The following is a 25,912-nucleotide window of genomic DNA, read 5'->3' on the forward strand; positions in this document are numbered from 1 at the left end:
CGCACCAGGGGTCGTACGCCGGGGTAGTGCACCCGGTGCGCGCGTGCGGCCGGCGTGGGCGCCTTGTGCCGTCAGCCGTCGGCGAGTTGCCGTGCCAGGCCCGCGAACGCGTCCTGTTCGGCGGGGGTCAGCTCGACGGACTCCAGCTCGGGGCCGACCCGGGTCTGGCGCGGCAGGGCCGGCAGCAGGCTCGTGGTGCGCCGGACGGGGGACCGCAGACCGGCGCGATCCAGCAGGCGCAGCAGGGTGACGGCCCAGACGACGGCCGCCACGGCGAGGACGGCCACGCCGATCAGCTGGAGAGTCGGGACGTGCTCAGGCATGCGCCCAGTACACACCACGGTCCGGGACTTTGATCCCGGACCGTGACGTATCTCGCAGGTGCCGTGAACAACTCACAGCGAACTAAAGGGACCTAAAGGGACAAGGTGTGGGGCGGGGTGGCGCGGCCGGCGGTCAGGCCGCCACCGGCTGCTTGGTGCCCTTCGCGGTCGTGGTGTTCGCGGCGGGGCCGCCGGGCGTGGACTCGGGGGTCTGCTTGCGCATGCCCTTGAGGAGGACGACCAGGGCCGTGGTGGCGCAGACGCCGGCCGCGATGGCGACCAGGTACAGGAACGGGTTGCCGATCAGCGGGACCACGAAGATGCCGCCGTGGGGAGCGCGCAGGGTGGCGCCGAAGGCCATCGACAGGGCGCCGGTGAGCGCGCCGCCCACCATGGCGGACGGGATGACCCGCAGCGGGTCGGCCGCGGCGAACGGGATCGCGCCCTCGGAGATGAAGGAGGCGCCCAGGACCCAGGCGGCCTTGCCGTTCTCGCGCTCGGTCTGGGTGAAGAGCCTGCCGCGCACGGTGGTGGCCAGGGCCATCGCCAGCGGCGGGACCATGCCGGCCGCCATCACCGCTGCCATGATCTTCATCGCGGAGTCGCTGGGGTTGGCGACCGCGATGCCGGCGGTGGCGAAGGTGTAGGCGACCTTGTTGACCGGGCCGCCCAGGTCGAAGCACATCATCAGGCCGAGCAGGGCGCCGAGCAGGACGGCGTTGGTGCCGGTGAGGCCGTTCAGCCAGTCGGTGAGGCCCTTCTGGGCGGATGCGATGGGCTTGCCGATCACGACGAACATCAGGAATCCGACGAGCGCCGAGGAGATCAGCGGGATCACCACCACCGGCATGACGCCGCGCAACGCCGCCGGGATCCGCACCTTCTGGATCGCCAGCACCACGCCACCGGCGATCAGACCGGCGGCCAGGCCGCCGAGGAAGCCCGCGTTGATGGTCAGTGAGATCGCGCCGCCGACGAAGCCGGGCACCAGGCCGGGCCGGTCGGCCATGCCGTAGGCGATGTAGCCGGCCAGGACCGGGACCAGGAAGCCGAAGGCCACGGCGCCGATCTGGAAGAGCAGGGCGCCCCAGCTGTCGGCCTGGGTCCACACGAAGTGGTCCATCACCGACGGCGCCTTGTTGATCTTGTAGCCGCCGATCGCGAAGCCCAGGGCGATGAGGAGGCCGCCCGCGGCGACGAACGGGACCATGTAGCTGACGCCGGACATCAGCCACTTGCGGAGCTTGGTGCCGTAGCCCTCGGTGGAGTCGCCCGCGCGCTCGACCGGTGTGCCGCCGGACGCGGACGCCGGGGCGCTCGTCTCGCCGCGCGCCGCCTTCTCGCGCACCTCGCCGATGAGTTCGGCGGGACGGTTGATGCCGGCCTTCACACCGACGTCGACGGTCGGCTTGCCGGCGAAGCGGTCCTTGTCGCGTACCGGGACGTCGTGCGCGAAGATCACGCCGTCCGCCGCCGCGATCGCCTCCGGGTCGAGCCGGGTGAAGCCGGCCGAGCCCTGCGTCTCGACGACCAGCTCGACGCGCGCCTCGCGACCGGCGTTCTCCAGGGACTCGGCCGCCATGTAGGTGTGGGCGATACCGGTCGGGCAGGAGGTGACGGCGACGATACGGAAGGGCCGCTCGCCCGAGTCCGGGGCGGACGCGCTCCGCGCCCGCGCCGTCGTGGTGACCGCTGCGGCGCCGGCGGAGGCCGCCACCGGCGTCGCAGCGGTGTCCTTGGGGGCGCTCACGGCGCCCTCGCCGGCCTCCGCGCCCTCGGCCGCACCCGCGCTCCCGGCGCTCGCCGCGCGCTCCGCGCCGGCCGCGCCCGCCGTACCGTCCGCGCCGTGTCCCGAAGTCTCCGCCGTCTGCGCAGCCGACGGCTTCTCGTCCCCGCGGATCAGTGCCGCCGTCGTCTCCGCGTCCGACGCCGCCCGCAGCGCCGAGGTGAACTCGGTGTTCATCAGCTGGCGGGCCAGGGAGGAGAGGATCGTGAGGTGGGCGTCGTCCGCGCCGGCGGGGGCCGCGATCAGGAAGATCAGGTCGGCCGGGCCGTCCGGGGCGCCGAAGTCGATACCGGCGGCGCTGCGGCCGAAGGCGAGGGTCGGCTCGGTGACATGCGCGCTGCGACAGTGCGGGATGCCGATGCCGCCGTCGAGGCCGGTCGGCATCTGGGCCTCGCGGGCGGCCACGTCGGCGAGGAAGCCCTCCAGGTCGGTCACCCGGCCCTGGGCCACCATGCGCTCGGCGAGGGCACGGGCCGCCGCTTCCTTGGTGTCGGCGGACAGGTCGAGGTCGACCAGGTCCGCGGTGATCATGTCGCTCATCGCGGGCTCCTATGCACGCGTATCGCCCGGGGGGAGGAGTGGGCGGAAAGGGGGACGGGGGTGCGGTGGGGGCATGGGATCGGGCAGGAGGCGGGGCCGGGGAAACCCCGCCTCCCGGGGGCGGCACCGTGGCTCGGCCGGTGGTGCCGCCCGGTGGCCGCGGCGAGTAACGGGGAGTCCCGCCGCTTCGGGGCCGGTCGGGGGCGCGCGCCAAGGTGCCGAGTGCCGGGGCGTCCGCCACGGAGCGCGAGCCGGGTCATGACACCGGCTCCGTCAGTTCGCGGTCGAGCGGGATCTCGGCCGTGACGGTCACCGCCGCCGGGTCCAGGCCGGCGGGCGTCGGCATCACGCTGCCGGGGAGCTGGACGGCGGCGGCGCCGTGGGCGACGGCGGAGGCGAGGGCCCCGGGGCCGCTGCCGCCTGCGACCAGGAAGCCAGCGAGGGAGGAGTCGCCGGCACCGACGTTGCTGCGGACGGCGTCCACGCGCGCGTGGGCGAACCAGGCGCCCGTGTCCTCCACGAGGAGCTGCCCGTCGGCGCCCAGGCTCGCGAGCACGGCGCGCGCGCCCATGCCGCGCAGCTCCTCGGCCGCCTTCAGCGCGTCGCCCACGGTGGCCAGGGGGCGGCCGACGGCCTGCGCGAGCTCCTCGGCGTTCGGCTTCACCACGTCGGGCTGCGCGCGCAGCGCCTCCAGCAGCGCACGCCCCGAGGTGTCCAGGGCGATGCGCGCGCCCCCGGCGTGAGCCCGCGTGACGACATCGGCGTACCACGAGGGCGCGAGCCCCCGGGGCAGGCTGCCGCAGCACGCGATCCAGTCGGCGTCGCGCGACTGCTCCCGCACGGTGTCCAGAAGCAGTTCCTGCTCCGAGGGCGACAGCTCGGGCCCCGGCGCGTTGATCTTGGTGAGCACCCCGTCGGACTCCGCGAGCGCGATGTTGGAGCGGGTGGCTCCGGCGACCGGGACCGGCGCGACCTCGATGCCCTGCGCGTCGAGCAGATCGGCGACGAGCGCCCCCGGCGCACCACCCAGGGGCAGGACGGCGACCGTGCGCTGTCCGGCGGCCGCCACGGCGCGCGAGACGTTCACGCCCTTGCCGCCCGGGTCCATGCGCTCGCCGGTGGCACGGATGACCTCGCCGCGCTCCAGGGTGGGGACCTCGTAGGTGCGGTCGAGGGAGGGGTTGGGGGTGACGGTGAGGATCATGCGCGCACTACTTCCGTGCCGCCGCGCTCGATGGCGGCGGTGTCTTCGGGGCTCAGCCCGCTGTCGGTGATCAGCAGGTCCACGTCGCTCAGGTCGGCGAAGCGCGCGAAGTGCTCCTGGCCGTGCTTGGCGGAGTCGGCCAGGAGCACCACGCGGCGGGCGGCGGCGACCGCGGCCCGCTTCACCGCGGCCTCCGCGAGGTCGGGGGTGGTCAGGCCGTGCTCGGCGGAGAAGCCGTTGGCCGCCACGAAGAGCACGTCCGCCCGGATCTCGCCGTACGCGCGCAGCGCCCAGGCGTCCACGGCGGCGCGCGTACGGTGCCGTACGCGCCCCCCGACGAGGTGGAGCTGGATGCCGGGGTGGTCCGCGAGGCGGGCCGCGATCGGCAGGCTGTGCGTGACGACGGTGAGCGAGGACTCCAGCGGGATGGCGGCAGCCAGCCGCGCCACCGTCGTACCGGCGTCGAGGATCATCGTGCCCTCGGTCGGCAGTTCCGTGAGGGCCGCCTTGGCGATGCGGTCCTTCTCGTCGGCGGAGGTGCCCTCGCGTTCGGCGAGGTCCGGTTCGAAGTCGAGGCGGCCGGCGGGGATGGCGCCGCCGTGGACGCGGCGGACCAGTCCGGCGCGGTCGAGGGCCTTCAGATCGCGGCGGATCGTCTCCGCCGTGACCTGGAACTCCTCGGCGAGCGACAGCACGTCCACCCGGCCGCCGTCACGGGCGAGCCGGAGGATCTCCTGCTGCCGTTCCGGTGCGTACATCCCGCTCGCCTCCGCCTCGATGTCCGTTCACTTCCGAGTAATGCCCGAACGTGTGGTTTCACTGCGAGGCTACGCGCGGCTTTCCGGAATGTAAACAGGTTCGGACTTTGCTCGGGCATGAACGGACTTCCGGCCCACACGGTGGGCTCACGCAGGGGCCCGCGCAAGTGGGGTCGGCGGGCAGCACGAGGGCCCGGCACCTGATCGGTGCCGGGCCCTTCGACGTGCGGGTCAGGACATCTCCCGCCCGGTCACGGCACCAGCTCGGGTTCCTTCTCCGGCGCGGACAGTTCGTCGCCCTCCGCGTCCTCCGCGCCTTCCACGTGCTGCGCCGGCCGCTTCGGCAGGGCGGACATCAGCAGGAAGATCGCGCCCATGATCCCGGCGACCCACCACAGCGCGTACTGGAAAGCGTGCACGAAGGCCGGGCCGACCTGGACGGGGGCCAGCCGGTCGCCGATCCGTCCGAAGAAGACGACCGACACGAGCCCCAGCCCGAGCGCGTTGCCCATCTGCTGCACGGTGTTGATCAGCCCCGACGCGGAACCGGCGTGCTCACGCGGCACCTCCGAGAGCACCGCGTCCGTCAGCGGCGCGACGATCAGCCCCATGCCGGCGCCCATCACGACCAGCGGCAGGGCCATCTGCCAGGAGGCGATGGCGAGGCCGTACCGGTGGGCCTCCCACAGGTAGAGCAGCACGCCCGCGCCCATCACGAGCGCGCCCGCCTGGAGCACCTTGCGGCCGAAGCGCGGGACCAGCTTCTGCACCGACATCCCGGCGGCCACGGACACCGCGATCGAGAAGGGCACCCCCGTCAGCCCGGCCCGCAGCGGGCTCCAGCCCAGGCCGATCTGCATGTACAGCGTCCAGACCAGGAAGAAGATGCCGAGCGCGACGCCGAAGACGGTCTGTACGGCGATGCCCGCGGCGAAGCTCTTCACCCGAAAGAGGGACAGTTCGATGAGCGGGGAACCGTCCCGAACGGCCTTCCGTTTTTCGTACGACAGCAGGGCGGCGAAGACGACGAGGGCGCCGGCCATGCAGAGGTACCCCCACAGCGGCCAGCCCAGCTCCCGGCCGCGGGTGAGCGGGTAGAGCAGCATCAGCAGGCCCAGCGAGACCAGGGTGACACCGACGAGGTCCAGCTTCAGCGCCTTCGGCGCCCTGGACTCGGTGATGAAGCGGCGGCCGAGGAGGAAGGCCGCGATACCGACGGGGAGGTTGATGAGGAAGATGGGCCGCCATTCGAGGCCGAACAGGTTCCATTCCGTCAGCAGCGCGCCGAGCAGCGGTCCGGAGACCGCGCCCAGGCCGACGACGGCGCCGAACAGACCGAAGACCTTGCCCCGTTCATGGGCCGGGAAGGTGGCGTGCACGATCGACAGCACCTGAGGCACCATCATCGCCGCCATGCTGCCCTGAAGGATGCGGGAGGCGACCAGCATCTCGGGGTTCACGGCGAAACCGCACAGCGCGGAGGCGAGCGTGAAGCCTCCGATGCCGATGAGGAACAGCCGCCTGCGGCCGTGGATGTCGCCGAGCCGGCCGCCGGTGATCAGGGCCGCGGCGAAGGCGAGGGCGTAGCCCGCGGTTATCCACTGGATCTGGCTGACGGACGCGTCGGCGTCCCGCTGGATGGACGGGATGGCGATGTTGACGATCGTCACGTCCACCAGGTCCATGAAGGCCGCCGTCATGACGATGGCCAGGGCGAACCAGCGGCGCCGGTCGCCCCGGGCCGGCGCGTCGTCCGGGGACGGCCGAGGGGTGAGGGTCTGTTCCGAGGAGGTCATGTCCGCAAAGTTAGGAGTCCATTAGGTCAGATCGTGTCCTAGTCGTACGGCATTCTCGTCCGTATGACTACCGACACACCGGCTCGGCTGCTGCAGTTGCTCTCACTCCTCCAGACCCCGCGCGAGTGGCCCGGCGGGGAGCTGGCCGATCGGCTCCGGGTGTCGCGCCGTACCGTGCGGCGGGACATCGACCGGCTGCGGGAGCTGGGCTATCCGGTGCAGGCGACGAAGGGCGCGGACGGCGGGTACCGGCTGGTCGCGGGCAAGGCGATGCCGCCGCTGGTGCTGGACGACGAGGAGGCGGTGGCGATCGCGGTGGGGCTGCGGGCCGGCGCCGGGCACGCGGTGGCGGGCGTGGACGAGGCGTCGGTGCGGGCCCTGGCCAAGCTGGAGCAGGTGCTGCCCTCCCGGCTGCGTCACCGGGTGTCCACGTTGCAGGCCGCGACCACACCGCTGACCAGCGGGGACGGCGCGAGCATCGCGCCGGAGACGCTGACCGTGATGGCGTCGACGGTCGCGGGACACGAACGACTGCGGTTCGCCTACCGCGACAAGGAGGGCGGCGAGACACGGCGGCTGACCGAGCCGCACCGACTGGTGTCGACCGGAAGGAGGTGGTACCTGGTCGCCTATGACCTCGACCGGGCGGACTGGCGCACGTTCCGGGTGGACCGGGTGAGCGAGCCGTTCGCAACCGGAGTGCGGTTCGCACCACGGGAGTTGCCGGCGGGGGACGCCGCCGAGTATCTGCGGCAGTCCATCAACCGGCGGCAGGAGACGTACGAGTTCGCGGTGCGCTTCGCCGCGCCCGCCGGGCAGGTCGCCGCGCGGGTGCCGGCCTGGCTCGGGGAGCCGGAGGACGACGGGAACGGCGGCTGTCTCCTGCGGGGCACCTCCGGTGATCCCGTGGAGTGGCTGGCGGTACGGCTCGCGATGGCCGGATTCGAGTTCACCGTACGGGAGCCTGGCGAACTGGCCGAGTGCGTACGGGAGTTGGGCGGGCGACTGAGCCGGGCGGGACGGGGAGAGGGCGGGCGGGGGGAGGGGGAGGGCGGGGCCCGAGGAACCTGACCCCGGGTCCCCGCAGTCCTGACCCCCTCCTGCGCTGACACCCGGGCGCGTCCGGCATCGGTTCACGGCACCGGTCCCCGGCACCGGCGCCCGATCCCCCTCCCCCGGTTCCTCCCGGTGCCGGTCTCCAGCCCGTTCGCCGCCGGGCGGCCGGCGGCCTAGGGGGTGTCGTTCGGCTCATCCCGGGGGCGCGGGCCCTGGTCCTGACCGCCCCAGTCGAATCCCCTCAGCGCTCGGAGGTTGTGCAGTGCCAGGGCCGCCGGGCCCTCGGGGCCGGTCGCCGGGGCGGAGGTGGCGGCCCAGGACTCCACGGCCACGCGGACGGCCGCGCCGGCGACGGCGGCGGTGAAACGGAGGGCAGGGGTGACGGTGGCGGGTCCGCCGGGCGCCGGGCGCGTCGCGAGGATCTCGCCCAGGGTCGTCTCCGAGGCCTGGCACACCTCGGCCCAGACCTTGCGCAGGGCGGGGCTGCTGTCGGCCAGCCGGATCAGGGTGCGGACCCACTCCCAGGAGGCCGCCGAGACCCCGGCACCGGGGGTGAGGGTGTGGCGGACGGCGTGTTCCAGCGCCTGCGGGACGCCGAGGTGGGCCGGAGCCGCGCGGACCGCTTCCGCCCAGCGCTGGGCGCCGGCGGCGTAGAGCGGGGCGACCGCTTCCTCCTTGGTGGCGAAGTAGCGGTAGAAGGTGCGGGGTGCGATGCCCGCGGCCTGCGCGATGTCCTCGGCGCGGATCGCCCGCAGGCCCTGCCGGACGAACAGCGCGCCCGCCGCCCGGGCGATCTCCATCCGGGTCTCGGCCTTCCGGCGCTCGGTCAACGAGACCGGTACGGAGGCGGAAAACTGCTGGTGGGAGGGGCTGGGGGTGGTGCTCATTCCGGCAGGCTATGCCCATGTGGCAGAATCTGCCATCCGCGCGGTCCACCCCGGGGTTCAGGTACGGGGTGGGCCGCCGTTCCAACGTGTCGCACCGTTGTCGAGCCCGACTGCGCTTCAGCCACTACACCTCAGCCACCGGCCGTTCCACGACCCCCGAGTTGCCCGCCGGACCGACGGAGGAACAGCTCGCTGACTGGCTGGAGTTGGCCGAGTCGGCGCTCTCCTCGCCCGGTGCGCGCCAGCCGCCCGGTGCGAGCCGACCGCCCGGTGCGCACCGACCGTCGTGAGCCGACCGCGCAGACCAGGACAGGAATGGCCACGGGGACAGCCGTCGCGCACACGAGAGAGCCGGGCTCCGGCACCCAGGGGGGATGGGTGCCGGAGCCCGGCTTCGGAAGGTCCCGGCGCCGGGGGGGATGGTGCGTCGGGACGTGGTTCGCGTGGGGACGGCCGGCGGCGCTGGATCGGCTGCCGTGCGGTGCGGATGTCGGGTGTGTCGGGCGGGCGGTGTGTCAGACGCTCTGGGGAGTGCGGTCCGGGTTCCCGGGGGGCTTGCGCTGGGCCCGCTTGGGTTGTTCCCGCGGGCCCGGGCGTTGAAGCGACAGGACCACGCCATGTTTGCGCCGTCTTTCGCCACCGGCGTGCGCGGTCCCGGGCAGCGCACGCCCACAACCACCCACACCCTCCGCAGCGCGCACACCTCGCACTCCGCGCGCAGCGCGCACACGACTCCGCAGCCGCCCCCTCCTGTCCTGTGAACGCCCCCTCTTGTATGCCGCCCCCAGTCCCGTACGCCGCTCCTCACGGGAGCGGCGTACGGCCGTTACGCGGCTGCGTCGAATCCGGTGTCCCGCGCGAGCTTCTTCAGTTCGAGCAGCGCGTGCTTCTCGATCTGGCGGATGCGCTCGCGGGTCAGGCCGTGCTCCTTGCCGACCTCGGTCAGGGTGCGCTCGCGGCCGTCCTCGATGCCGTAGCGCATCTTGATGATGGAGGCCGTGCGCTGGTCCAGGCGACCGATCAGGTCGTCCAGTTCCTCGCTGCGCAGCAGGGTCAGGACGGACTGCTCGGGGGAGACCGCGGAGGTGTCCTCCAGCAGGTCGCCGAACTGGGTCTCGCCCTGGTCGTCCACCGCCATGTTCAGCGACACGGGGTCGCGGGCCCAGTCGAGGACGTCCGTGACGCGCTCCGGGGTGGAGCCCAGCTCGGCCGCGATCTCCGCGGGCTCCGGCTCGCGGCCGTGCTCGCGGTTGAACTCGCGCTGGATGCGGCGGATGCGGCCCAGTTCCTCCACCAGGTGGACGGGGAGCCGGATCGTGCGGGACTGGTCGGCGATGGAGCGGGTGATGGCCTGACGGATCCACCAGGTGGCGTACGTCGAGAACTTGAAGCCCTTGCGGTAGTCGAACTTCTCGACCGCGCGCACCAGGCCGGCGTTGCCCTCCTGGATCAGGTCCAGCAGGGGCAGGCCGCTGCGCGGATAGCGCCGGGCCACGGCGACGACCAGGCGGAGGTTGGAGCGGATGAAGACGTCCTTGGCCCGCTCGCCGGCGGCGACCAGCGCCTCCAGTTCCTCACGGGTGGCGTCCGACGCGGACTCCTCCTCGCCGTCGAGGACCTGCCGCGCGAACACACCCGCCTCTATGGTCTGGGACAGCTCGACCTCCTTGGCGGCGTCGAGCAGCGGCGTACGCGCGATCTCGTCGAGGTACATGCCGACCAGGTCACGGTCGGCGATCTCACCGCCGTGTGCGCGAAGCCTGCTTGCCGAGTCGGCCGTCTCGCCGGAGGCGGACTGACGACGGGCGACGGCACGGGTTGCCATGCGTGCTCCCTTGCGATGGTGGGCTGGCAGGTGGTCCTGTGGGCGCTCAGCACTCGGGGGACTGTGAAGGGACTCTCCTCGGCTGCCCTGCGTCCGATGGAAACAACGACTGGAATCCGGACAGAATTCCCAACCTGCCCTCCGATTTTTCTGATCATGCAGTACCCTGTCTCGCCGCATGGGGCGAGAGGGGCCGCCGAACCTGCAGAGACGCAGGTCAGGACGGGAGTCGAGGAGGATCTCCGTCGTCCTCGACCGCCCTCCCGACCCGGAAGACGGCGCGCGCCGCCCGATGGTTGCCACGCGAGCGGAATCACAGCAAATACTGAGCTAGGCCATATCCGGCCCTTACCGGGCGGAGACCGCGCAGGCCACCCACCGCCCCGCGGCAGCCGACACGCGGCACCCGCCATCGCAGGCCCTCGACCCGGGCTCCGCCCCTGACCTGGCCCCAGACTCGGACTCCGCCCCCGACCCGGACTCCGCCCCGCCCCCGGCTCGGACTCCGCCCCCGACTCCGCCGTCGGCGTCCACCCCGGGCGCAGCCTCAGCCGAACTGCACCGACCGCTTCGCCATGCCCATCCAGAACCCGTCGATCACGGAGGTCACGGACTTCTGCGTGGCCGGCTCGCCGCCCGCCTCGGCGGCGCCCATCGTGACGAAGAGCGGCGCGAAGTGCTCGGTGCGCGGGTGGGCGTAGCGGCCGGCCGGGGCCTTGTCGAGGAAGTCGAGCAGGGCGTCCCAGTCGCGGGCCTCCAGGGCGCGCCGGCCCCAGTCGTCGAACTCGGAGGACCAGCTCGGCACGCCGCCGCCGGTGTACCGCAGGGCGGCGAGGTTGTGGGTGAAGAAGCCGGAGCCAACGATCAGCACGCCCTCGTCGCGCAGGGGGGCGAGCTTGCGGCCGATGTCCATCAGGCGGACCGGGTCGAGGGTCGGCAGGGAGACCTGGAGGACGGGGATGTCGGCGTCCGGGTACATCTCGACGAGCGGGACGTAGGCGCCGTGGTCGAGGCCGCGGTCGGGCATGTCCTGGACCGGGACGCCGGGGGCGCGCAGCAGCTTGCGGACGGACGCGGCCAGTTCGGGTGCGCCGGGGGCGGTGTACCGGACGCGGTAGTAGTGCTCGGGGAAGCCCCAGAAGTCGTAGACGAGCGGGACGGTCTGCACCGCGCCGAGCGCGAGCGGGGCCTCCTCCCAGTGGGCGGAGACCATGAGGATCGCCTTCGGACGGGGCAGGCCGGCGGACCAGGCGGCGAGCTGGCCGGGCCAGACGGGGTCGTCGGCGAGGGGCGGCGCGCCGTGGCTGAGGTAGAGGGCGGGCATGCGCTCCTGCGATGCGGCGGACGTCTGCGACGGCGACGGCGCCGTGGACGTCTCCGGCGACGCCGCAGCGGGCGTCTCCTGCGGCACGGCGGGCATGGCGGACATGGCGGCGGCTCCCAACGGCAGGTCCAACGACAGGTCTCCGCGAGGTCCCTGACAGGCCCCCGCCAGGCTCCCGACAGAATTGCGGGAGCACCGCGCAACGGCTCTGGAAGGACTCCGGGAGGACTCCGGACGAAGACTCCAGAGTTGCTTTAACTCTCAAGTTCTATCGGAAGCATACGGCCGATTTGTTCAAGTTTCAAGGAGATGCCTCGTACAGTGGGACACATGAACACGGCACCCGACCCCGACGCCGCGCGGCACCGCTGGCTCACCGACGAGGAACAGCGCGTCTGGCGTGCGTACATGCACGCCACCACCCTGCTGGAGGACCACCTCGACCGGCAGCTCCAGCGCGACGCCGGGATGCCGCACATCTACTACGGCCTGCTCGTCGGCCTCGCCGAGGCGCCCCGCCGGCGGCTGCGGATGACCGAGCTGGCGATGAGGTCGAAGATCACCCGCTCCCGCCTCTCGCACGCCATCGCGCGGCTGGAGAAGAACGGCTGGGTGCGCCGCGAGGACTGCCCCTCCGACAAGCGCGGCCAGCTCGCGGTGCTCACCGACGAGGGCGCCGAGGTGCTCGCACGGACCGCGCCCGGCCATGTGGCCACCGTGCGGCAGGCGATGTTCGACCGGCTCAGCCCGGAACAGCAGAAGGCCCTCGGCGAGATCATGGGGATCATCGCCGAGGGCCTCCAGCCCGACGAAGCGGGTGCGGATCTGCCCTGGCTCCGCTAGGGGGCGCGCCGTCCCGTGGACGGGGTCAGTGGGCCACCACCGGCACCGGCAGCTCGTCCTCGACGCCCTCGCCCGAGCCGGAGGTCACCGGGGTGGAGCCCGGGCGGCCGGCGTTGACGAAGGTGAAGGCGATCAGGGAGGCCACGGCCAGGATGCCGACGGCGAACCAGATCGCGCTGCTGTAGCCGTGCACCATGCCCTGGAGCTTGACCAGCTCCTGCTGCGGCTTGGCGGCGGCACCGGCGATGTGGTCCTTGATGTAGGACGTGGTCGCCGAGGCGGCGATGGTGTTCAGCAGGGCGGTGCCGATCGCGCCGCCCACCTGCTGCGAGGTGTTGACCATCGCGGAGGCGACACCGGCGTCCCGGGGCTGCACGCCCTGGGTGGCCAGGGACATCGCCGGCATGAACGCCGTACCCATGCCGAGGCCGAGCAGCAGCATCGCGGGCAGCAGCTGGGTGCCGTACGAGGAGTCGACCTTCAGCTGGGTCAGGATCAGCATGCCGAGCGCGGCGACCAGGAAGCCGGGCCCCATCAGGAAGCGGGCCGGGATCCGGGTCATCAGGCGGGCGCCGATCTGGGTGGAGCCGGTGATCATGCCGGCCACCATCGGCAGGAACGCGAAGCCGGTCTTGACCGGCGTGTAGCCCTTCACGACCTGGAGGTAGTAGGTCAGGAAGAGGAACAGGCCGAACATGCCGATGATCGCGAGGCCGAGGGAGAGGTAGATGCCGCCGCGGTTGCGGTCGGTCACCACGCGCAGCGGCAGCAGCGGGGCCTTGACCCGCGACTCGACGACCGCGAAGGCGAGCAGCAGCACCGCGGACGCGACGAACATCGAGACGGTCACGGTGTCGCCCCAGCCGTCGGACTCGGCGCGGGTGAAGCCGTAGACGAGCGCGATCAGACCGAGCGAGGACAGGACCACGCCGGGGATGTCGAGCGGGGAGCGGTTGCGGCCGCCCTCGGGCTCACGGATGACGAAGACGGCGCCGAGGGCCGCGACGACGGCGAACGGGATGTTCACGAAGAACGTCCAGCGCCAGTTCAGGTACTCGGTGAGGAAACCGCCGACGATCAGGCCGACGGCGCCGCCGCCGCCCGCGATGGCGCCGTAGATGCCGAACGCCTTGGCGCGCTCCTTGGCGTCGGTGAACATCACCGCGAGCAGGGAGAGCGCGGCCGGGGCGAGCAGCGCGCCGAAGACACCCTGGAGGGCGCGGGCGCCGAACATCATCGGGCCGGTGGTGGCGGCGCCGCCGAGCGCGGAGGCGAGGGCGAAGCCGGCCAGGCCGGTGACGAAGGCGCGCTTGCGGCCCCACTTGTCGGCGATACGGCCGCCGAAGAGGAGCAGGCCGCCGAAGGCGAGGGCGTAGGCCGTGACGACCCACTGCCGGTTGCCGTCGGATATGCCGAGGTCCGTCTGGGCGGAGGGGAGCGCGATGTTCACGATGGTGGCGTCGAGGACGACCATCAGCTGGGCGAGCGCGATGAAGACGAGCGCCTTCCAGCGGTTGGGGTCGACGCCGGCGGTGACGCCGAAGGCGCCCTTGCGGTCTGTTTCGGACATGGGGTTACCCACTTCGGGACTTTCGTGACGGAAAAAGCTGAAGTAAAGCGAAAAAATGGAAAGACGGAGGCGTGGCTCGTCGGCGGCGGTGGCGACGGACGGGTCGGACGGCCGCGGCGGACGGCCGGGATGTGAGGGTGGACTGCGGTGCGGGACCGAACTCATCGGTCAGGACTGGTCGGTCAGGGCTTGCGCAGCTCCCGGAGGGTCACGGCCTCGCCCGGCAGGGCGGAGCGGACGGGGGCCCGCAGGCCGTCGAGGAGGAGTTGCAGGTGGCGGTGGACGAACCGGTCGCTGCGCAGACAGTCCGTGCCGGCCGGGGGCCGGCTCAGTTGCGCCACGGCGATCATCACATCGCCGACACCGACGTCCGGCCGGAGCTGCCCGGCCGCCCTGGCCCGGTCCATGACCTCCTCGATGAGCTGCTCCAGTCGCTCGCGGGAGGCTTCGAGGTCGGGGTGGTGCTGGTCGAAGGTGCTGGAGATCATCGGGCACAGCGCGCTGATCCGCTCGTCGGCGGAGGCGTGCACGAAGCGCTCCAGCGCGGCGAAGGCGTCGCCGGTCTCGGCGAGGGCCTGCTCGGCCGCCTCGGCCGTACGGTCCACGACGGAGCAGACGACCTCGCGGACGAGGGCCTCGCGGTCGGGGAAGTTGCGGTACAGCGTGGCGTTGCCGACGCCCGCCCGGCGGGCGATCTCGTCCAACGGCACGTGCGGGCCGTCCTCGACGAACATCTCCCGGGCGGCGGTGACGATCCGCTCCCGGTTGCGCACGGCGTCGGCCCGGGGCCGGGGCACCTTGCGCACGGCCGGGGTGGTCGCGGTCGACACGGCGTACTCCTCGTGGTCGAAGTGACGGGGCCCGGCGGAGGCTTCGGGAGCTTCGGCGGGCGATGATCACGATCCGGGGAAGCAGTCCCCGTTTCGCTCGGACGCAGGGTTAAACGGGGAACGGGTCCCCGGATATTTCCCGCCCGCGCCACGAATCCCTGTGACCTGAGCCACACTCATCTCGGGCCGGGATTCACCCTGTTGCGGCCCCGTTTTCCCACGTTCGGTCTCCTCCAACGCGCGCCCCGCACCCCCTCGACACAGGGTGAGCGCAAGGGTGCAGCCGGCTACCGGCCGCTGCCGTGGAGCGAGAGGCCCGTGCATGCAGCCGCAGCCGCCCCGCCGCATACGTCTCCCCCACGGACACGTCCCCCACGACCACCCGACCACGGGCCGCATCCCGCACGAGAGCCGGTACGAGCGCCGGTACGGGAGCCGGCACGAGAGCCGGCACGAGTGTCCGCCCGACGGCCTGTACGACGAGGGCGAGGACGACGGCCGCGCCCCCTCCCTGCCCCCTTGCCGCAGGAGATCCCGGGCCGCCGGGGCGCGCAGCCGGCGCCGGATACGCACGCGCCGCGTGGCCGCCCTCGCCGCGGTGACCGCACTGACCCTCGCGGTCAGCACCTCGGCCGGGACCGGACATCTGACGGCGCCCACCACCGCCGGGCCCATCGCCCTGGCCCGCTCCTCCGCCTTCGGGCCCTGCATGATCCACGGCAGCCCCGACATCCAGATGACCGAGGGCGTCCCCACCCCGCACGGCTACTCCCGCTCCACGGGCACGGTCCACGCCCTGACCCTGATGATCGACTTCTCCGACGCGCCCGGCCAGGGCAGCGCCATGGACCGCTTCCACGAGTTCTTCCCGCAGACCCAGGAGTGGTTCCGCACCGCGTCCTACGGCCGGCTCGACTACGAGCCCGAGACCCCGGTCACCGGCTGGCTGCGGATGCCCAAGCCCTTCAAGGCGTACGGCATAGACCGCGGCGCGCCCTTCGATCCCGGCTACCGCCAGCTGGTGCAGGACATGGTGGCCGCGGCCGACCCCGCGGTGGACTTCCGCTCGTACGACCTCCTGAACGTCCTGGTCACCCCGAACGCCGGCCCGTCCGCCCTCGACACCGTGCTGTCCGTGACCTTCGCCGGGAACGGGGACGCCCCGGTCGCCGACGGCGTGCCCGTCGCCAACGCGTCCTTCATCTACTCCCGCCAGGACGACGGCTCCGGCTCCTACGCCCACACCGGCTTCCGCGTCCTGCCCCACGAGAACGGCCACACCTTCGGCCTGCCCGACCTGTACACGCAGGAGGGCGGGGGCGCGGTCGGGCACTGGGACATCATGAGCGAGGACTGGGGGGCCGACAACGATCTGCTCGGCTGGCACAAGTGGAAGCTGGGCTGGCTGGACGCCTCGCAGGTCCGCTGCGCGGTACGGCCGGGCAGCACCGAGTACACGCTGACGCCGCTGGCGCAGGCGGGCGGCGAGAAGCTGGTGTTCGTACCGACGGACTCGCACGGCGGATACGCGCTGGAGCTGCGCACCCAGAGCGGCAACGACGAGGCGGTGTGCCACCCGGGCATCCTGATCTACCGGGTCGACGCGACGGTCGACACCGGCCGCGGCCCGATCACGGTCCGCGACAGCCACCCGAAGAGCGGCGGCTGCACCCGCACCCCCAACGTCCAGGCAGAACTCTCCGACGCCCCCTACTCCCCCGGCGAGACCTTCAAGGACCCGGGCCACGGCATCACGGTCCAGGTACGGGAGAAGGACGAGGACGGGGACTATCGGGTACGGGTGACACGGAGCTGAGGGAACGGCCCGGACGGACAGGGCCGGGCGGGGTTTACCGTAGGCGTGCCCGAACGCCGTACCGGAGAGCCGATGCCCGCTGCTGACCCCGTCCTGGACACCGACGTGCCCGCCGCGGCCGGGCCGCCGGCCGAGGCGGTCGGGCCGCTGGTCCGCGGGGTCGGTGTGCTGCGGCGGCTGACCGAGGCCGGCGGCACGCTCAGCCCGAGCGCGCTGGAGCGGGCCACCGGGCTCGCGCGCTCCACGGTCGACCGGATCACCGCGACCCTGGCCCGCATGGACCACGTCCGCCTCGACGGCCGGGACGTCGTCCTCGCCCCGCGCGTGATGGAGCTGGGCAACTCCTATCTGGCCGCCCTGCGCCTGCCCGCACTGCTCGGCGCCCGCGCCGACGCCCTCGCCGACGAGCTGGACGAGTCGGTGTCCCTCGCGGTCGCCGACCTCGACGGCATCCGCTTCATCCACCAGGCCACCCGGCGCCGCGCGCTGTCGGTGAGCTTCCGCATCGGCGACCTGCTCCCGGCCGAACGCACCGGCCCCGGCCCGCTGTTCGCGACCGAGTGGACCGAGCCGGACTGGGCGCGCTGGCGGGACCGGCGCTCCGCCGACCCCCACGACACGGCCTTCCCCGCCCTCCCGCCCCGGCAGACGCCCGCCGCCGACGACACCCCTCTCCCCTCCTTCCCGGCACGGGTGGAGCGGGCGCGCGAGGACGGCTGGGCCCTGGACGACCAGCTGATCGAACCGGGCCTGGTCGCGGTCTCCGTACCGGTGCGGGACCCGTACACCGGCCGCCCGGTGTGCGTGGCGAGCGTGGTCAGCCACACCAGCCGGCACTCGGCGGCCGGCCTGTGCACCAGCCTCCTGCCCCGGCTGCGTACGGCGGTGGCGGCGATGGAGTGCGACCTGCGCACGGCACCCGTGCCCGAGCCCGGCCCGCCGCCCTCGGGCCTGGCGGCCTGGACGACGGCGTCGAAGCACGAACTGGGCCGGGATTTCGTGGAGTCGCTGGCTCGGGGCCTCACCGTCCTGACCGCGTTCGGCGCGGGCCGCTCGGCGCTGCCGCTGACCGAGGTCGCCCGGGCGACGGGCCTGTCGCGGGCCACGGCCCGGCGCGCGCTGCTCACGCACGAACACCTGGGCCTGGTGGCCGCGGGTCCCGACCGCTCCTTCGCCCTCACCCCGCGCGTCCTGGACCTCGGCTTCCCCTCGTTCTCCCGCACGACGCTGCCCCGGCTGGCCGAGCCCCGTCTGCGAGCCTTGGCCGACGCCCTGCACGAGCCGACGGCGCTCGCGGTCCTCACCCCCGACGGCAGGGAGATCCAGTACACGGCCGGGGCGGGCACGAGCCGTGTCCTCACGGTCCACATCACCGTCGGCGCCCGCCTCCCCGCCGCCGCGACCTCACTCGGCCGCGTCCTGCTGGCGGACGCCTCCCCCGCCTTCCCGGAGGTCCGCGCGCAGGGCTACGCCCTCGCCGACGAGGAACTGGAGTCGGGCCTGCGCTCGGTCGCCGTACCGGTACGGGACCGCACCGGCCGGGCGGTCGCCGCCGTGTGCGTGGCCACGCACACGGCTCGCCGCACCCTGGAGTCCTGCGTCCACGACGTCCTGCCCGCCCTGCGCACCACCGCCGACCGCCTCCAGGCCGACCTGCACACCGCCTCCCGCTTCACGCCCGTCCCCCCGGCGTGACCACGCGCGGGGCGTCGAGGTCTCAGACGGTGACCTGGGGCTGTGCCGGGCCGAGGTGGTGCACGGCGGTCTGCCCGGCGTGGGGGGCGAGGAGGCCCTGGAGTTCGTCGGCCGCGACCTTGAGGAGGCCGCCGTCCCGGGCGGCGTGGACGGTTTCGAGGATGAAGGCGACGTGGGTGGAGTCCTCGGTGACGCGGGTGCGGTGGGCGTCGCGGTGGTTCCAGTGGCGCGTCAGGACGCCGGCGGTGTCGGCGTAGACGATCTCGCCCGGCTTCGGGGTCTCGACGGTGTCGGGTTCGCCGAGCGGGGTGAAGGACTCGGTGCCGTCCGCGTGGCGGATGTCGATGTCGCCTTCGACCCGGTCGAGGTCGAAGGCGCCGGCGGGCAGGCCGTGCCGTACGGAGACGGCGTTGTAGGAGTCGACGGCCGGGTTGATGCGCGGCAGGGTGCCCCGCTTGGCGAGGCGGCGGCCGAGCGCGTCGACGCTGGGGCGGATGCGGCGCGGTAGGCGGTGTGCCAGGCCTCGATGCGGGGGTCGGTCTCGTCGGCGGGGGCCCAACTGCCGTCCGCGAGCTGCCGCTCCAGTTCCTCCAGGGCGGTGACGGTGTGCGGCCAGGGCTCACGGCCGCGCAGGCCAGTGGCGGTGACCACGGCCATGAGGGCGTCGGGGAAGGCGTCGGCGACGGCGGGGGCGGGGGCGAGACGGAAGACGGTCATGGGCGGTGGTTTCCGATTCCTGGGAGTGTGCGGGGCCGTGGCCGGCCGGGGCGGCCGTTTCGATCACTGCGACAGGACGCCGAAGTGGCGGCGGGCCGTCGGGGGGCGAGCCCGCTCAGGCCGCACACGGTGAAGTCGGCGAGGTTGATCGAGTCGTCCTTGCCGTGGCCCTGGAAGAGGATCCTGCGCCAGCGGGTGCCGAGTATCTCGGACTTGACGTCGGTGCTCTCCACGCCGCGCTCGTCGCGCAGGTGGATGCCGTACGGGGCGAGGGGGCGGTCCGTGGAGGTGTACAGGCCCAGCTCGCGGACGTCTGGGGCGGTGCGGGCGTACTGCTTGGCGGTGAACCAGGCGAGGGAGGCGGCGTCACGGCCGGTGAGGAAGGTGATGCGCAGGTCCGGACGGCGGGCGGCGGCGAGCAGGGCGGGCCACAGGGGGTCCAGGGTGAAGTGCTCGTACAGACCGGCGACCAGCAGGGGGCGCACCGGGGGCCGGCCGCGCCGGACACCCCGTCGTCCTCACGGGGTTCGTCGAAGATCGCGGCCCCGAGTTCCGCCTCGTCGAGCCACTCCTCGGCCAGCGGCGTCATCAGGGCCGCGAGTGCGGCGGGGAGGGTGTCGGGCCGCAGCAGGATGCCGCGCGCGTGCGGGGCGGGCCGGTCCACCCGCGTACAGCGTGGCCGCGCGCCGGACGGAGGCGGCGAGGTCGGCGCGTCCGCCGGTCCACACCGGGACGGTCGGGTGCGAGGGCGCGGCGAGGAACTCCGCGACGGCCGCCGCGTACGAGGCCGCGTCGTCGGCCAGGGAGAACGGCGAGGCGGCCGGGGTCGCCGTCCCGTCGGCGGGGGCGTGCGGCGCGTACTGCATGAGCGGGTGACTCCTTCGCGGAAAAACGACAGCACCGGCACGCCGGAGGCTGCCAGGGTGGCGCACGCGTCGTACCGGGCCATTTCCCCAGACGCACGCCCACCCCGAGCTGCTCGGGCGGACCCTGGCGGACATCCTGTGGACCGAACACGCGCGGAGCCGCGGTGAGGCCATGTCGGCCCTGCGGCGCTACGGACTCGACCGGCAGGCGGACCAGGCCTTCGACCGTTTGTCGGGCGGCCGGCAGGCCCGCTTCCAGATCCTGCTGCTGGAGCTGCGAGGCACCACGGCACTGCTGCTCGACGAGCCGACCGACAACCTCGACCTGGAGTCGGCGGAGGCTCTGCAGGAGGGGCTGGAGTCGTACGAGGGGACGGTTCTCGCGGTCGCCCACGACCGCTGGTTCGCCCGCTCCTTCGACCGCGGCAGCGACGGCCGGGTACGCGAGACATCGGAACCGGTGTGGCACGAACACCGGGTCGAGCGCGCCCGCTGACCCACCCCGAGGCCCTACAGCCTCCCGAACACGATGCTCACCCCACCAACCCCACCCCGATCCGCTACCCTGTCAGGGACCGCCACCCAGGTGACGGTCCCACCCTTGCCACAACCGAGCCGGATAGTCACTCAGAGTATTCAGCCACGTTCCAACGCAAGGCCCCGCCTTCGTAGCTCAGGGGATAGAGCACCGCTCTCCTAAAGCGGGTGTCGCAGGTTCGAATCCTGCCGGGGGCACAGAGGAACACCAGGTCAGAGCCTGGTTTAGTGCAGTGAAGGCCCTCCGTGAAGATCACGGAGGGCCTTCTTGCTCCGGATGGGAACGCGCCGTCGCCATGAATCTGGGGAACCAGACCCTATCCGGAGCAATGTGAAAATGTGACACATTCCCTCACATGGTCCAATCTGGGGCATTTCTACTGACTGCTCATTGCGTGCATGACATCGTTGCCAGGCAAGCAACTCCGCGCTGTTTGGCGGCAGTTGCCGAGATTGCCGTAGGTAATCGACCACCCGGAGGGATGCAACATGACCTCGCTCCTGACGCGTTTCAAACGCGCCGCCGTCTGCGCGGCCACCGTCACGGTGGCGCTGGGGATGGCGATGGCACCCGCTGTCAGCGCCGCACCCGCCCATGCGCCGCACGCTGCGACGAAGGCCGACCCGGTGACGGTGTGCGGCAGCAAGTTCCCGCAGTACTCGGACGGCCGCTGGACCTACACCGAAGCCCGGTTCTGCCTGGGGACCGACGGCAGCCAGGTCTGGCCCATCCTCGACTTCTCCGAGTGCCAGTACTACTGGGGAGCGGCCTGGTACTACGCCAACGCCAAGTACCCGTGCGGGTTCGACTTCCAATACACCGTGACCCGTGAAGGCCGGAACGTGCTGGACGGCAGCGGTTCCGGCAGCGGCGGTCCGGGCGGAGTGGTCGAAGGCAACTCCACCGGCTGCGCGGGCCCCGGCACCTACACGCTCAGGGCCCGGTACGTCCTGTCCGGCCCGTACTGGACCGACACCCAGATCAACTCCGGCTACCGCACCTACAACCTCGACCTGCCCTGCGGCTGACAGGGGGCACTACCCGGCAGGGAGTCCTCCCGGTGCCTCGGTGCCGGGAGGACTCCCTGTTGCCGCGGCCATAGGTTCTCTGAGCTGGGCGGCTGCATGCCCGGGCTCGTCATCGGGGCCCTCAGGCTCTTCGGGGACCTGGGCATACGAGTAGGCCCCTGAGAGGCTTTCTGCTTTAAGGAAGAGGCAGTTCAAGCACACTCTCCTGACCAACAAGTTCTACTGCACTCGCGACCGCGCCCTGCTGACCGACGTCCGCAACGCTTCCCGTGGACTCGCCTTCGGCCGAGAGCCCCTCGCGCTGCACCATCTCGGTCGAGTGCCCGGTCAGGGGACCGCGGGAACGTGCCCTCCAGGGTCGGACGCGCAGTGTCGCAGCAGCGCGGAAACCGGTCCGTCGACGAGTCGGTAGCGCACGACCCGGCCGTCCTTCTCGCCCTCGACGATGCCTGCGGTGCGCAGGAGGCGCAGGGCCTGGGAGACGGCGGTGTCCCGCATCCCGGTGGCAACGGCGAGGTCGGACACGGCGATGGGGCCGGCCTCGTGAAGGGCGAGCAGCAGGGACAGGCGTCGGGGATCGGAGAGCAGGGAGAAGCGGTCGGCCCAGGCGCGTACGTGCTCGGGCTCGCCGACGGCGGCGATGGCGTCGCAGACTCGATGGCCGTCGATGGTGCGCTGCCCGGCACGTTCCGCGGGGACGAGATGCATGGAGGCATCATCGCAGCCAACGTTTCACCCTCCATACCCCTCTATATCTGCTCTATATCTGCTCAGATATGCAGCCTTGCAGCTGACACGGGCCGCCTTCTAGGCTGAGCAGGCCGTGGTGTTCGGGAAGACCGGTGACAGCCCCCAGGGGCTCAGCCCGGAGCGGCCCTCGCCACTGTGATCGGGGAGTTCCCGCCCCATGCATTGCCACTGGTCTCGCGGCCGGGAAGGCAGGGGCGGGCGCGGTGACCCGTCAGCCAGGAGACCGGCCACGGCAGCACGAAGCAGATCCACGAGGTGCTGGAGCGTGACCGTATGACCCTGTCCGAAGGCGTGCCCGAAACCGACGCCGCCCCTTCCTTCCGATGGCGCCGCGAGGACACCGTCCGAACCGTCGGCCTCATGACCGTGATCGTCGCTCTGCACGTGGTCGCCTTCGGAATCCTCTTCCTGCTCGTGGTCCCGCACCACTACGAGGTCGGCACCAAGGCGTTCGGTGTCGGGCTGGGCATCACCGCTTACACCCTCGGCATGCGGCACGCCTTCGACGCCGACCACATCGCCGCCATCGACAACACCACCCGCAAGCTGATGGCCGACGGCAAACGTCCGGTGTCGGTGGGCTTCTGGTTCGCGCTCGGCCACTCCAGCGTGGTGGTCGTCATGGCCGCGCTGGTCGCCGGGGGCGCCAAGCTCGCCGGCACCCTGATGAACGACGGCTCCCGAACCCACCAGGTCCTCGGCACCGTCGGCACCACGGTCTCCGGCAGCTTCCTGTACCTCATCGCCGCCCTCAACCTCGTCGCGCTGTTCGGCATCATGCGCGTCTTCAAGGCCATGCGCGCCGGACGCTACGACGAGGCGGAGCTGGAGGCCCACTTGGACTCGCGCGGCTTCATGAACCGCCTCCTGGGCCGGTTCACCAAGTCGATCCGCCGACCGGGTCAGATGTTCCCTCTCGGCTTCCTCTTCGGCATCGGCTTCGACACCTCGACCGAGGTTCTGCTCCTCGCCCTGGCCGGCAACGGCGCCGCCGCCGGCCTGCCCTGGTACGCGGTTCTGTGCCTGCCCCTCCTCTTCGCGGCGGGTATGAGCCTGTTCGACACACTCGACGGCACCTTCATGAACTTCGCCTACCAATGGGCGTTCTCCAACCCGGTGCGCAAGGTGTTCTACAACCTCACCATCACCGGCCTGTCCATCGCGGTGGCCTTCTTCGTCGGCACGATCGAGCTGGTCGGCGTGCTGCACGACAAGCTGGGCCTGAGCGATGACGTGTCCGGCTGGATCGCGGGCCTGGACCTGGACAACGTCGGCTACGTGATCGCCGGCCTGTTCGTGGTCGTCTGGGCCGTGGCCGTCGCCTACTGGCGTCTGGCCAAGGTCGAGGAGCGCTGGAACACCCGCGCCGCGGACACCGGCTGACGGCACGGTGGCCGTCGCCGCGACCCCGGCCTGATCAATCGTGCTCGAAGTGGCTGGGCCTGCCGTCACGTCGGACAAGCCGGCCCAGCCGAGCCGCCGTCGCTCGGGGCACGAGCGTCCAGGTGCCGTCGGCTCGGTGGAGTGCGGCGGAGTGCCAGGGGGTGGTCCAGGCGTCGGGGGCGTCAAGGAGGCGGATGCCGAATTTCGGCGCGCCGACGGGTTGCGGGTGGATCGAGAGGCGCACGGCGTGGGGGTGGTGCTCGGCGATCAGGTCGCCCCAGGCGCGGCTGCGCTGGATGACGCCGTAGGCGCGCTGCCGGCAGGCGCGCTGCAGGGCGGAGCGGGTGCCGGTCCAGTCGGCGGTGTCCTCGACGAGGAAGCGCGTGATGCCCCGGTAGAGGGCGAGGGTCTGGTCGTCGGTACGGGCCTCGGCGCGCAGAGCGTCCAGCGCGGGGGCGTGGCGGTCGTGGACGTGGGCGCGTTTCGTGTCGTGCGGGAGGTCGCCGAGGATGTCGCGCAGGTCGAAGACGGACAGTCTGTCCAGGCCCAGTCGGGCCATCTGTATGCGCAGGTCGTCGGCGTACGCGTCGATGTGGTGGTCGGGGACGTGAACGAGGTCGCCGAAGACGTGGCCGTCGGAGCAGATGATCACGCGCGCGCCGGGCGGGTAGATCCTCTCGATCTCGGTGCACAGGACGTTCAGGAACGTCAGGGAGAGGCGTTCACCCTGGTCGGGGAGGTGACCGAGGACCTTGGCGGGGTTGGGGGACTTACAGGGGAAGGCGGGCAGGGTGAAGACGATGGGCGCGCCCTCACGTACGAAGTCGGCGATCCGGCGCAGCTGATGGGGGAACGCTTCCGCAGGGGCGGGAACGGGGGCCGGATCGGTCGTGCGGTGATGCGGCAGGAGCAGGTTGAGGATCTCGGTGCCGATGCGGGTGGGGAGGGCGTCTGACGCGGTCGTCAGGGGCATGTCGTTCCTCCTGGAGTACGAGGGCATGTCGACATGGCGCCGTGGCGGGAATGCGTCCCACGGCGCCAGTGGTCAGCGGGTGTGAGTCAGCCGAGGCCGGTGTGGCCGGACCCGGTCAGCGATACGTCGATGTCAGAAGCGTCGGACGTAGCCCACGGGCAGGCTGTTCGTGCCGCGGCCGAGGACGGCGGGGATCCACTCGATGTCCTCGGCCTTGACGGCGAGATGCAGGCCGGGCAGCCGCGTGAGCAGGGTGCCCAGGGCGGTCCGGAGTTCGGCGCGGGCGAGGGCCGCGCCGGGGCAGAAGTGGATGCCGTGGCCGAAGGCGAGGTGGGGGTTCGGGGTCCGGTCGAGGTCGAGGGTGTCGGGGCCGGGGAAGCGGCGCGGGTCGCGGTTGGCGGCGCACAGGGACACGATCACGGAGTCGCCGGCCGGGACCTCGGTGCCGTGCAGGTCGCTGTCCTTGTCGAAGAAGCGCCAGGTGGTCAGTTCGAAGGCACTGTCGTAACGGAGGAGTTCCTCGACCGCGCGCGGCAGCAGGTCCGGTTCGTCGCGGAGCCGGGCCAGCTGGTCCGGGTTGCGGAAGAGGGCGATCAGGGACGTGGTGATCTGGTTGGTGACCGGTTCCTGGCCGGCGACAAGGAGCTGGAAGATCATCGAGTCCAGCTCTTCCTGGGACAGTTCACGGCGGTCTCGGGCCACGACGAGACGGCTGAGGAGGTCGTCGTCCCGGTGTTCGCGCTTGTGGGCGACGACGTCGGCGATGTAGCTCTGCAGGCCGTGCAGCCGCGCCTCGTACAGCGGGCGTCCGGGGTCGGTGGGGCCGACCGGCTGGACGACCTTGCCCCAGTCGCGGTCGAAGCGAGCCGCCAGATCCTGTGGAAGCCCGATGACCTCGGCGAGGACCTGGAAGGGGAAGTGGGCGGCGAAGTCGGTGACGAGGTCGGCCGGGCCGGTTTCGGGCAGGGCGTCGACCAGCGCATCCGCCAGTTCCTGGAACCGGGGGCGCAGGCTCTCGACACGACGTGGAGTGAAGGCGTCGGTGACGAAGCGCCGCATACGCGTGTGCTTGGGCGGGTCCTGGTGGAGGAGGTGGACCTGGAGCTGGGAGTGCTGGGGCTCGGGCATGATCGAGGCGCGGGCGCGCCAGTGGTCGTTGCCGCGGTCGTGGTTCTTGCCCAGGCGCTCGTCGTTCAGCGCGGCGTGGGCGGCGTCGTAGCCGGTGACGAGCCAGGCCTGCACCCCGCTGGGGAAGAGCACGCGGTGGACCGGGCCGGCCTCACGCATCTGCTCGTACAGGGGGTAGGGGTCGGCCTTGTACGGGCAGCCCATCAGCGGGACCGGATCGGGCAGGACGTCCGGATCGGTGCCGGGTATCGGTTCCTGGATGGTCATGCGGAGGCT

22 protein-coding genes, 1 tRNA gene, 2 pseudogenes and 1 riboswitch are annotated in these 25,912 nt (G+C 72.1%); of the genes and pseudogenes, 9 read left to right on the forward strand and 16 right to left on the reverse strand.

The features are described 5' to 3' along the window. Positions 1-71: 71 nt before the first annotated feature. The 5 genes from AC4OXY_RS23055 to AC4OXY_RS23075 form a co-directional block, all read right to left on the reverse strand. The gene (locus AC4OXY_RS23055; protein WP_356036947.1) at positions 72-323 is read right to left on the reverse strand and encodes a hypothetical protein; all 252 of its coding nucleotides are present in this window, start codon (positions 321-323) and stop codon (positions 72-74) included. Between the two features lie 133 nt (positions 324-456). Further along, on the reverse strand, positions 457-2,649 hold the full coding sequence (locus tag AC4OXY_RS23060; RefSeq protein ID WP_491994541.1) for a PTS fructose transporter subunit IIABC: 2,193 nt from the start codon (positions 2,647-2,649) through the stop codon (positions 457-459). 256 nt (positions 2,650-2,905) lie between these two features. Continuing rightward, entirely contained in the window at positions 2,906-3,853 is a 948-nt protein-coding gene (pfkB, locus tag AC4OXY_RS23065; RefSeq protein ID WP_491994542.1) for a 1-phosphofructokinase, read from the reverse strand. After that, complete coding sequence (locus tag AC4OXY_RS23070) at positions 3,850-4,611, reverse strand: DeoR/GlpR family DNA-binding transcription regulator (protein WP_071377144.1); 762 nt, start codon at positions 4,609-4,611, stop codon at positions 3,850-3,852. Before AC4OXY_RS23070 ends, pfkB begins: the two co-directional genes overlap by 4 nt. A gap of 251 nt (positions 4,612-4,862) precedes the next feature. Next, positions 4,863-6,407, reverse strand: coding sequence for an MFS transporter (locus AC4OXY_RS23075; protein WP_356036956.1), 1,545 nt, complete (start codon positions 6,405-6,407; stop codon positions 4,863-4,865). A gap of 63 nt (positions 6,408-6,470) precedes the next feature. Here AC4OXY_RS23075 and AC4OXY_RS23080 point away from each other — a divergent pair, with 63 nt between their 5' ends. After that, entirely contained in the window at positions 6,471-7,478 is a 1,008-nt protein-coding gene (locus tag AC4OXY_RS23080; RefSeq protein ID WP_491994543.1) for a helix-turn-helix transcriptional regulator, read from the forward strand. Positions 7,479-7,636: 158 nt separating this feature from the next. On the opposite strand, the gene AC4OXY_RS23085 is transcribed toward AC4OXY_RS23080, so the two are convergent. The 3 genes from AC4OXY_RS23085 to AC4OXY_RS23095 all read right to left on the reverse strand — a co-directional run bounded on the left by AC4OXY_RS23085 (position 7,637) and on the right by AC4OXY_RS23095 (position 11,499). Further along, on the reverse strand, positions 7,637-8,263 hold the full coding sequence (locus AC4OXY_RS23085; protein WP_491994631.1) for a TetR/AcrR family transcriptional regulator: 627 nt from the start codon (positions 8,261-8,263) through the stop codon (positions 7,637-7,639). A gap of 913 nt (positions 8,264-9,176) precedes the next feature. Further along, complete coding sequence (locus AC4OXY_RS23090) at positions 9,177-10,175, reverse strand: sigma-70 family RNA polymerase sigma factor (RefSeq protein ID WP_356036962.1); 999 nt, start codon at positions 10,173-10,175, stop codon at positions 9,177-9,179. A 547-nt stretch (positions 10,176-10,722) separates the two neighbouring features. Continuing rightward, entirely contained in the window at positions 10,723-11,499 is a 777-nt protein-coding gene (locus tag AC4OXY_RS23095; RefSeq protein ID WP_491994544.1) for a dioxygenase family protein, read from the reverse strand. On the opposite strand from AC4OXY_RS23095, the gene AC4OXY_RS23100 reads away from it, so the two are divergent. After that, positions 11,498-11,656, forward strand: coding sequence for a hypothetical protein (locus AC4OXY_RS23100; protein ID WP_356036967.1), 159 nt, complete (start codon positions 11,498-11,500; stop codon positions 11,654-11,656). The genes AC4OXY_RS23095 and AC4OXY_RS23100 overlap by 2 nt on opposite strands. A gap of 173 nt (positions 11,657-11,829) precedes the next feature. Next, positions 11,830-12,342, forward strand: coding sequence for a MarR family winged helix-turn-helix transcriptional regulator (locus tag AC4OXY_RS23105; RefSeq protein ID WP_356036970.1), 513 nt, complete (start codon positions 11,830-11,832; stop codon positions 12,340-12,342). Between the two features lie 25 nt (positions 12,343-12,367). On the opposite strand, the gene AC4OXY_RS23110 is transcribed toward AC4OXY_RS23105, so the two are convergent. After that, entirely contained in the window at positions 12,368-13,912 is a 1,545-nt protein-coding gene (locus AC4OXY_RS23110; RefSeq protein WP_356036972.1) for an MFS transporter, read from the reverse strand. Between the two features lie 182 nt (positions 13,913-14,094). Beyond that, entirely contained in the window at positions 14,095-14,742 is a 648-nt protein-coding gene (locus AC4OXY_RS23115; protein WP_356036975.1) for a TetR/AcrR family transcriptional regulator, read from the reverse strand. Positions 14,743-15,322: 580 nt separating this feature from the next. On the opposite strand from AC4OXY_RS23115, the gene AC4OXY_RS23120 reads away from it, so the two are divergent. Further along, positions 15,323-16,558: a M6 family metalloprotease domain-containing protein gene (locus tag AC4OXY_RS23120; protein ID WP_491994632.1), complete on the forward strand. Its 1,236-nt coding sequence runs from the start codon at positions 15,323-15,325 to the stop codon at positions 16,556-16,558. Between the two features lie 72 nt (positions 16,559-16,630). Then, the gene (locus AC4OXY_RS23125) at positions 16,631-18,253 is read left to right on the forward strand and encodes an IclR family transcriptional regulator domain-containing protein (RefSeq protein ID WP_491994545.1); all 1,623 of its coding nucleotides are present in this window, start codon (positions 16,631-16,633) and stop codon (positions 18,251-18,253) included. 22 nt (positions 18,254-18,275) lie between these two features. Here AC4OXY_RS23125 and AC4OXY_RS23130 read toward each other — a convergent pair. From AC4OXY_RS23130 to AC4OXY_RS23140, 3 genes and pseudogenes are all read right to left on the reverse strand, one after another. Then, positions 18,276-18,970 (reverse strand): annotated as a pseudogene (locus tag AC4OXY_RS23130) (B3/B4 domain-containing protein). Beyond that, positions 18,967-19,455: a hypothetical protein gene (locus AC4OXY_RS23135; protein WP_491994546.1), complete on the reverse strand. Its 489-nt coding sequence runs from the start codon at positions 19,453-19,455 to the stop codon at positions 18,967-18,969. Before AC4OXY_RS23135 ends, AC4OXY_RS23130 begins: the two are co-directional and overlap by 4 nt. 33 nt (positions 19,456-19,488) lie before the next feature. After that, positions 19,489-19,836 (reverse strand): hypothetical protein, encoded by a 348-nt coding sequence (locus tag AC4OXY_RS23140; protein ID WP_491994547.1) that lies wholly within the window; start codon positions 19,834-19,836, stop codon positions 19,489-19,491. A 53-nt stretch (positions 19,837-19,889) separates the two neighbouring features. Between AC4OXY_RS23140 and AC4OXY_RS23145 the strand changes: the two are divergent. The 3 genes and pseudogenes from AC4OXY_RS23145 to AC4OXY_RS23155 form a co-directional block, all read left to right on the forward strand. Further along, a pseudogene (locus tag AC4OXY_RS23145) lies at positions 19,890-20,332 on the forward strand (ATP-binding cassette domain-containing protein); the annotation flags it as partial. Positions 20,333-20,498: 166 nt separating this feature from the next. After that, positions 20,499-20,571 (forward strand) — tRNA-Arg (locus AC4OXY_RS23150). 291 nt (positions 20,572-20,862) lie between these two features. After that, positions 20,863-21,402, forward strand: a complete 540-nt coding sequence (locus AC4OXY_RS23155) for a hypothetical protein (protein WP_491994548.1) — start codon at positions 20,863-20,865, stop codon at positions 21,400-21,402. A 327-nt stretch (positions 21,403-21,729) separates the two neighbouring features. Here AC4OXY_RS23155 and AC4OXY_RS23160 read toward each other — a convergent pair whose 3' ends face one another. Continuing rightward, on the reverse strand, positions 21,730-22,110 hold the full coding sequence (locus AC4OXY_RS23160) for an ArsR/SmtB family transcription factor (RefSeq protein ID WP_362816616.1): 381 nt from the start codon (positions 22,108-22,110) through the stop codon (positions 21,730-21,732). A gap of 98 nt (positions 22,111-22,208) precedes the next feature. Continuing rightward, positions 22,209-22,398, forward strand: a riboswitch (cobalamin riboswitch). A 27-nt stretch (positions 22,399-22,425) separates the two neighbouring features. Here AC4OXY_RS23160 and nicT point away from each other — a divergent pair. Further along, complete coding sequence (nicT, locus tag AC4OXY_RS23165; RefSeq protein WP_356019922.1) at positions 22,426-23,535, forward strand: Nickel transporter NicT; 1,110 nt, start codon at positions 22,426-22,428, stop codon at positions 23,533-23,535. Positions 23,536-23,569: 34 nt separating this feature from the next. On the opposite strand, the gene AC4OXY_RS23170 is transcribed toward nicT, so the two are convergent. Together AC4OXY_RS23170 and AC4OXY_RS23175 are read right to left on the reverse strand one after the other, a co-directional pair. After that, positions 23,570-24,508: an L-tyrosine/L-tryptophan isonitrile synthase family protein gene (locus AC4OXY_RS23170; RefSeq protein WP_491994549.1), complete on the reverse strand. Its 939-nt coding sequence runs from the start codon at positions 24,506-24,508 to the stop codon at positions 23,570-23,572. Positions 24,509-24,640: 132 nt separating this feature from the next. Continuing rightward, positions 24,641-25,903 carry a cytochrome P450 family protein gene (locus AC4OXY_RS23175; RefSeq protein WP_491994550.1) on the reverse strand — a complete coding sequence of 421 codons (1,263 nt, stop codon included), beginning with the start codon at positions 25,901-25,903 and terminating at the stop codon, positions 24,641-24,643. Between the last annotated feature and the right edge of the window lie 9 nt (positions 25,904-25,912).

This window comes from Streptomyces sp. HUAS MG56 (assembly GCF_058673395.1).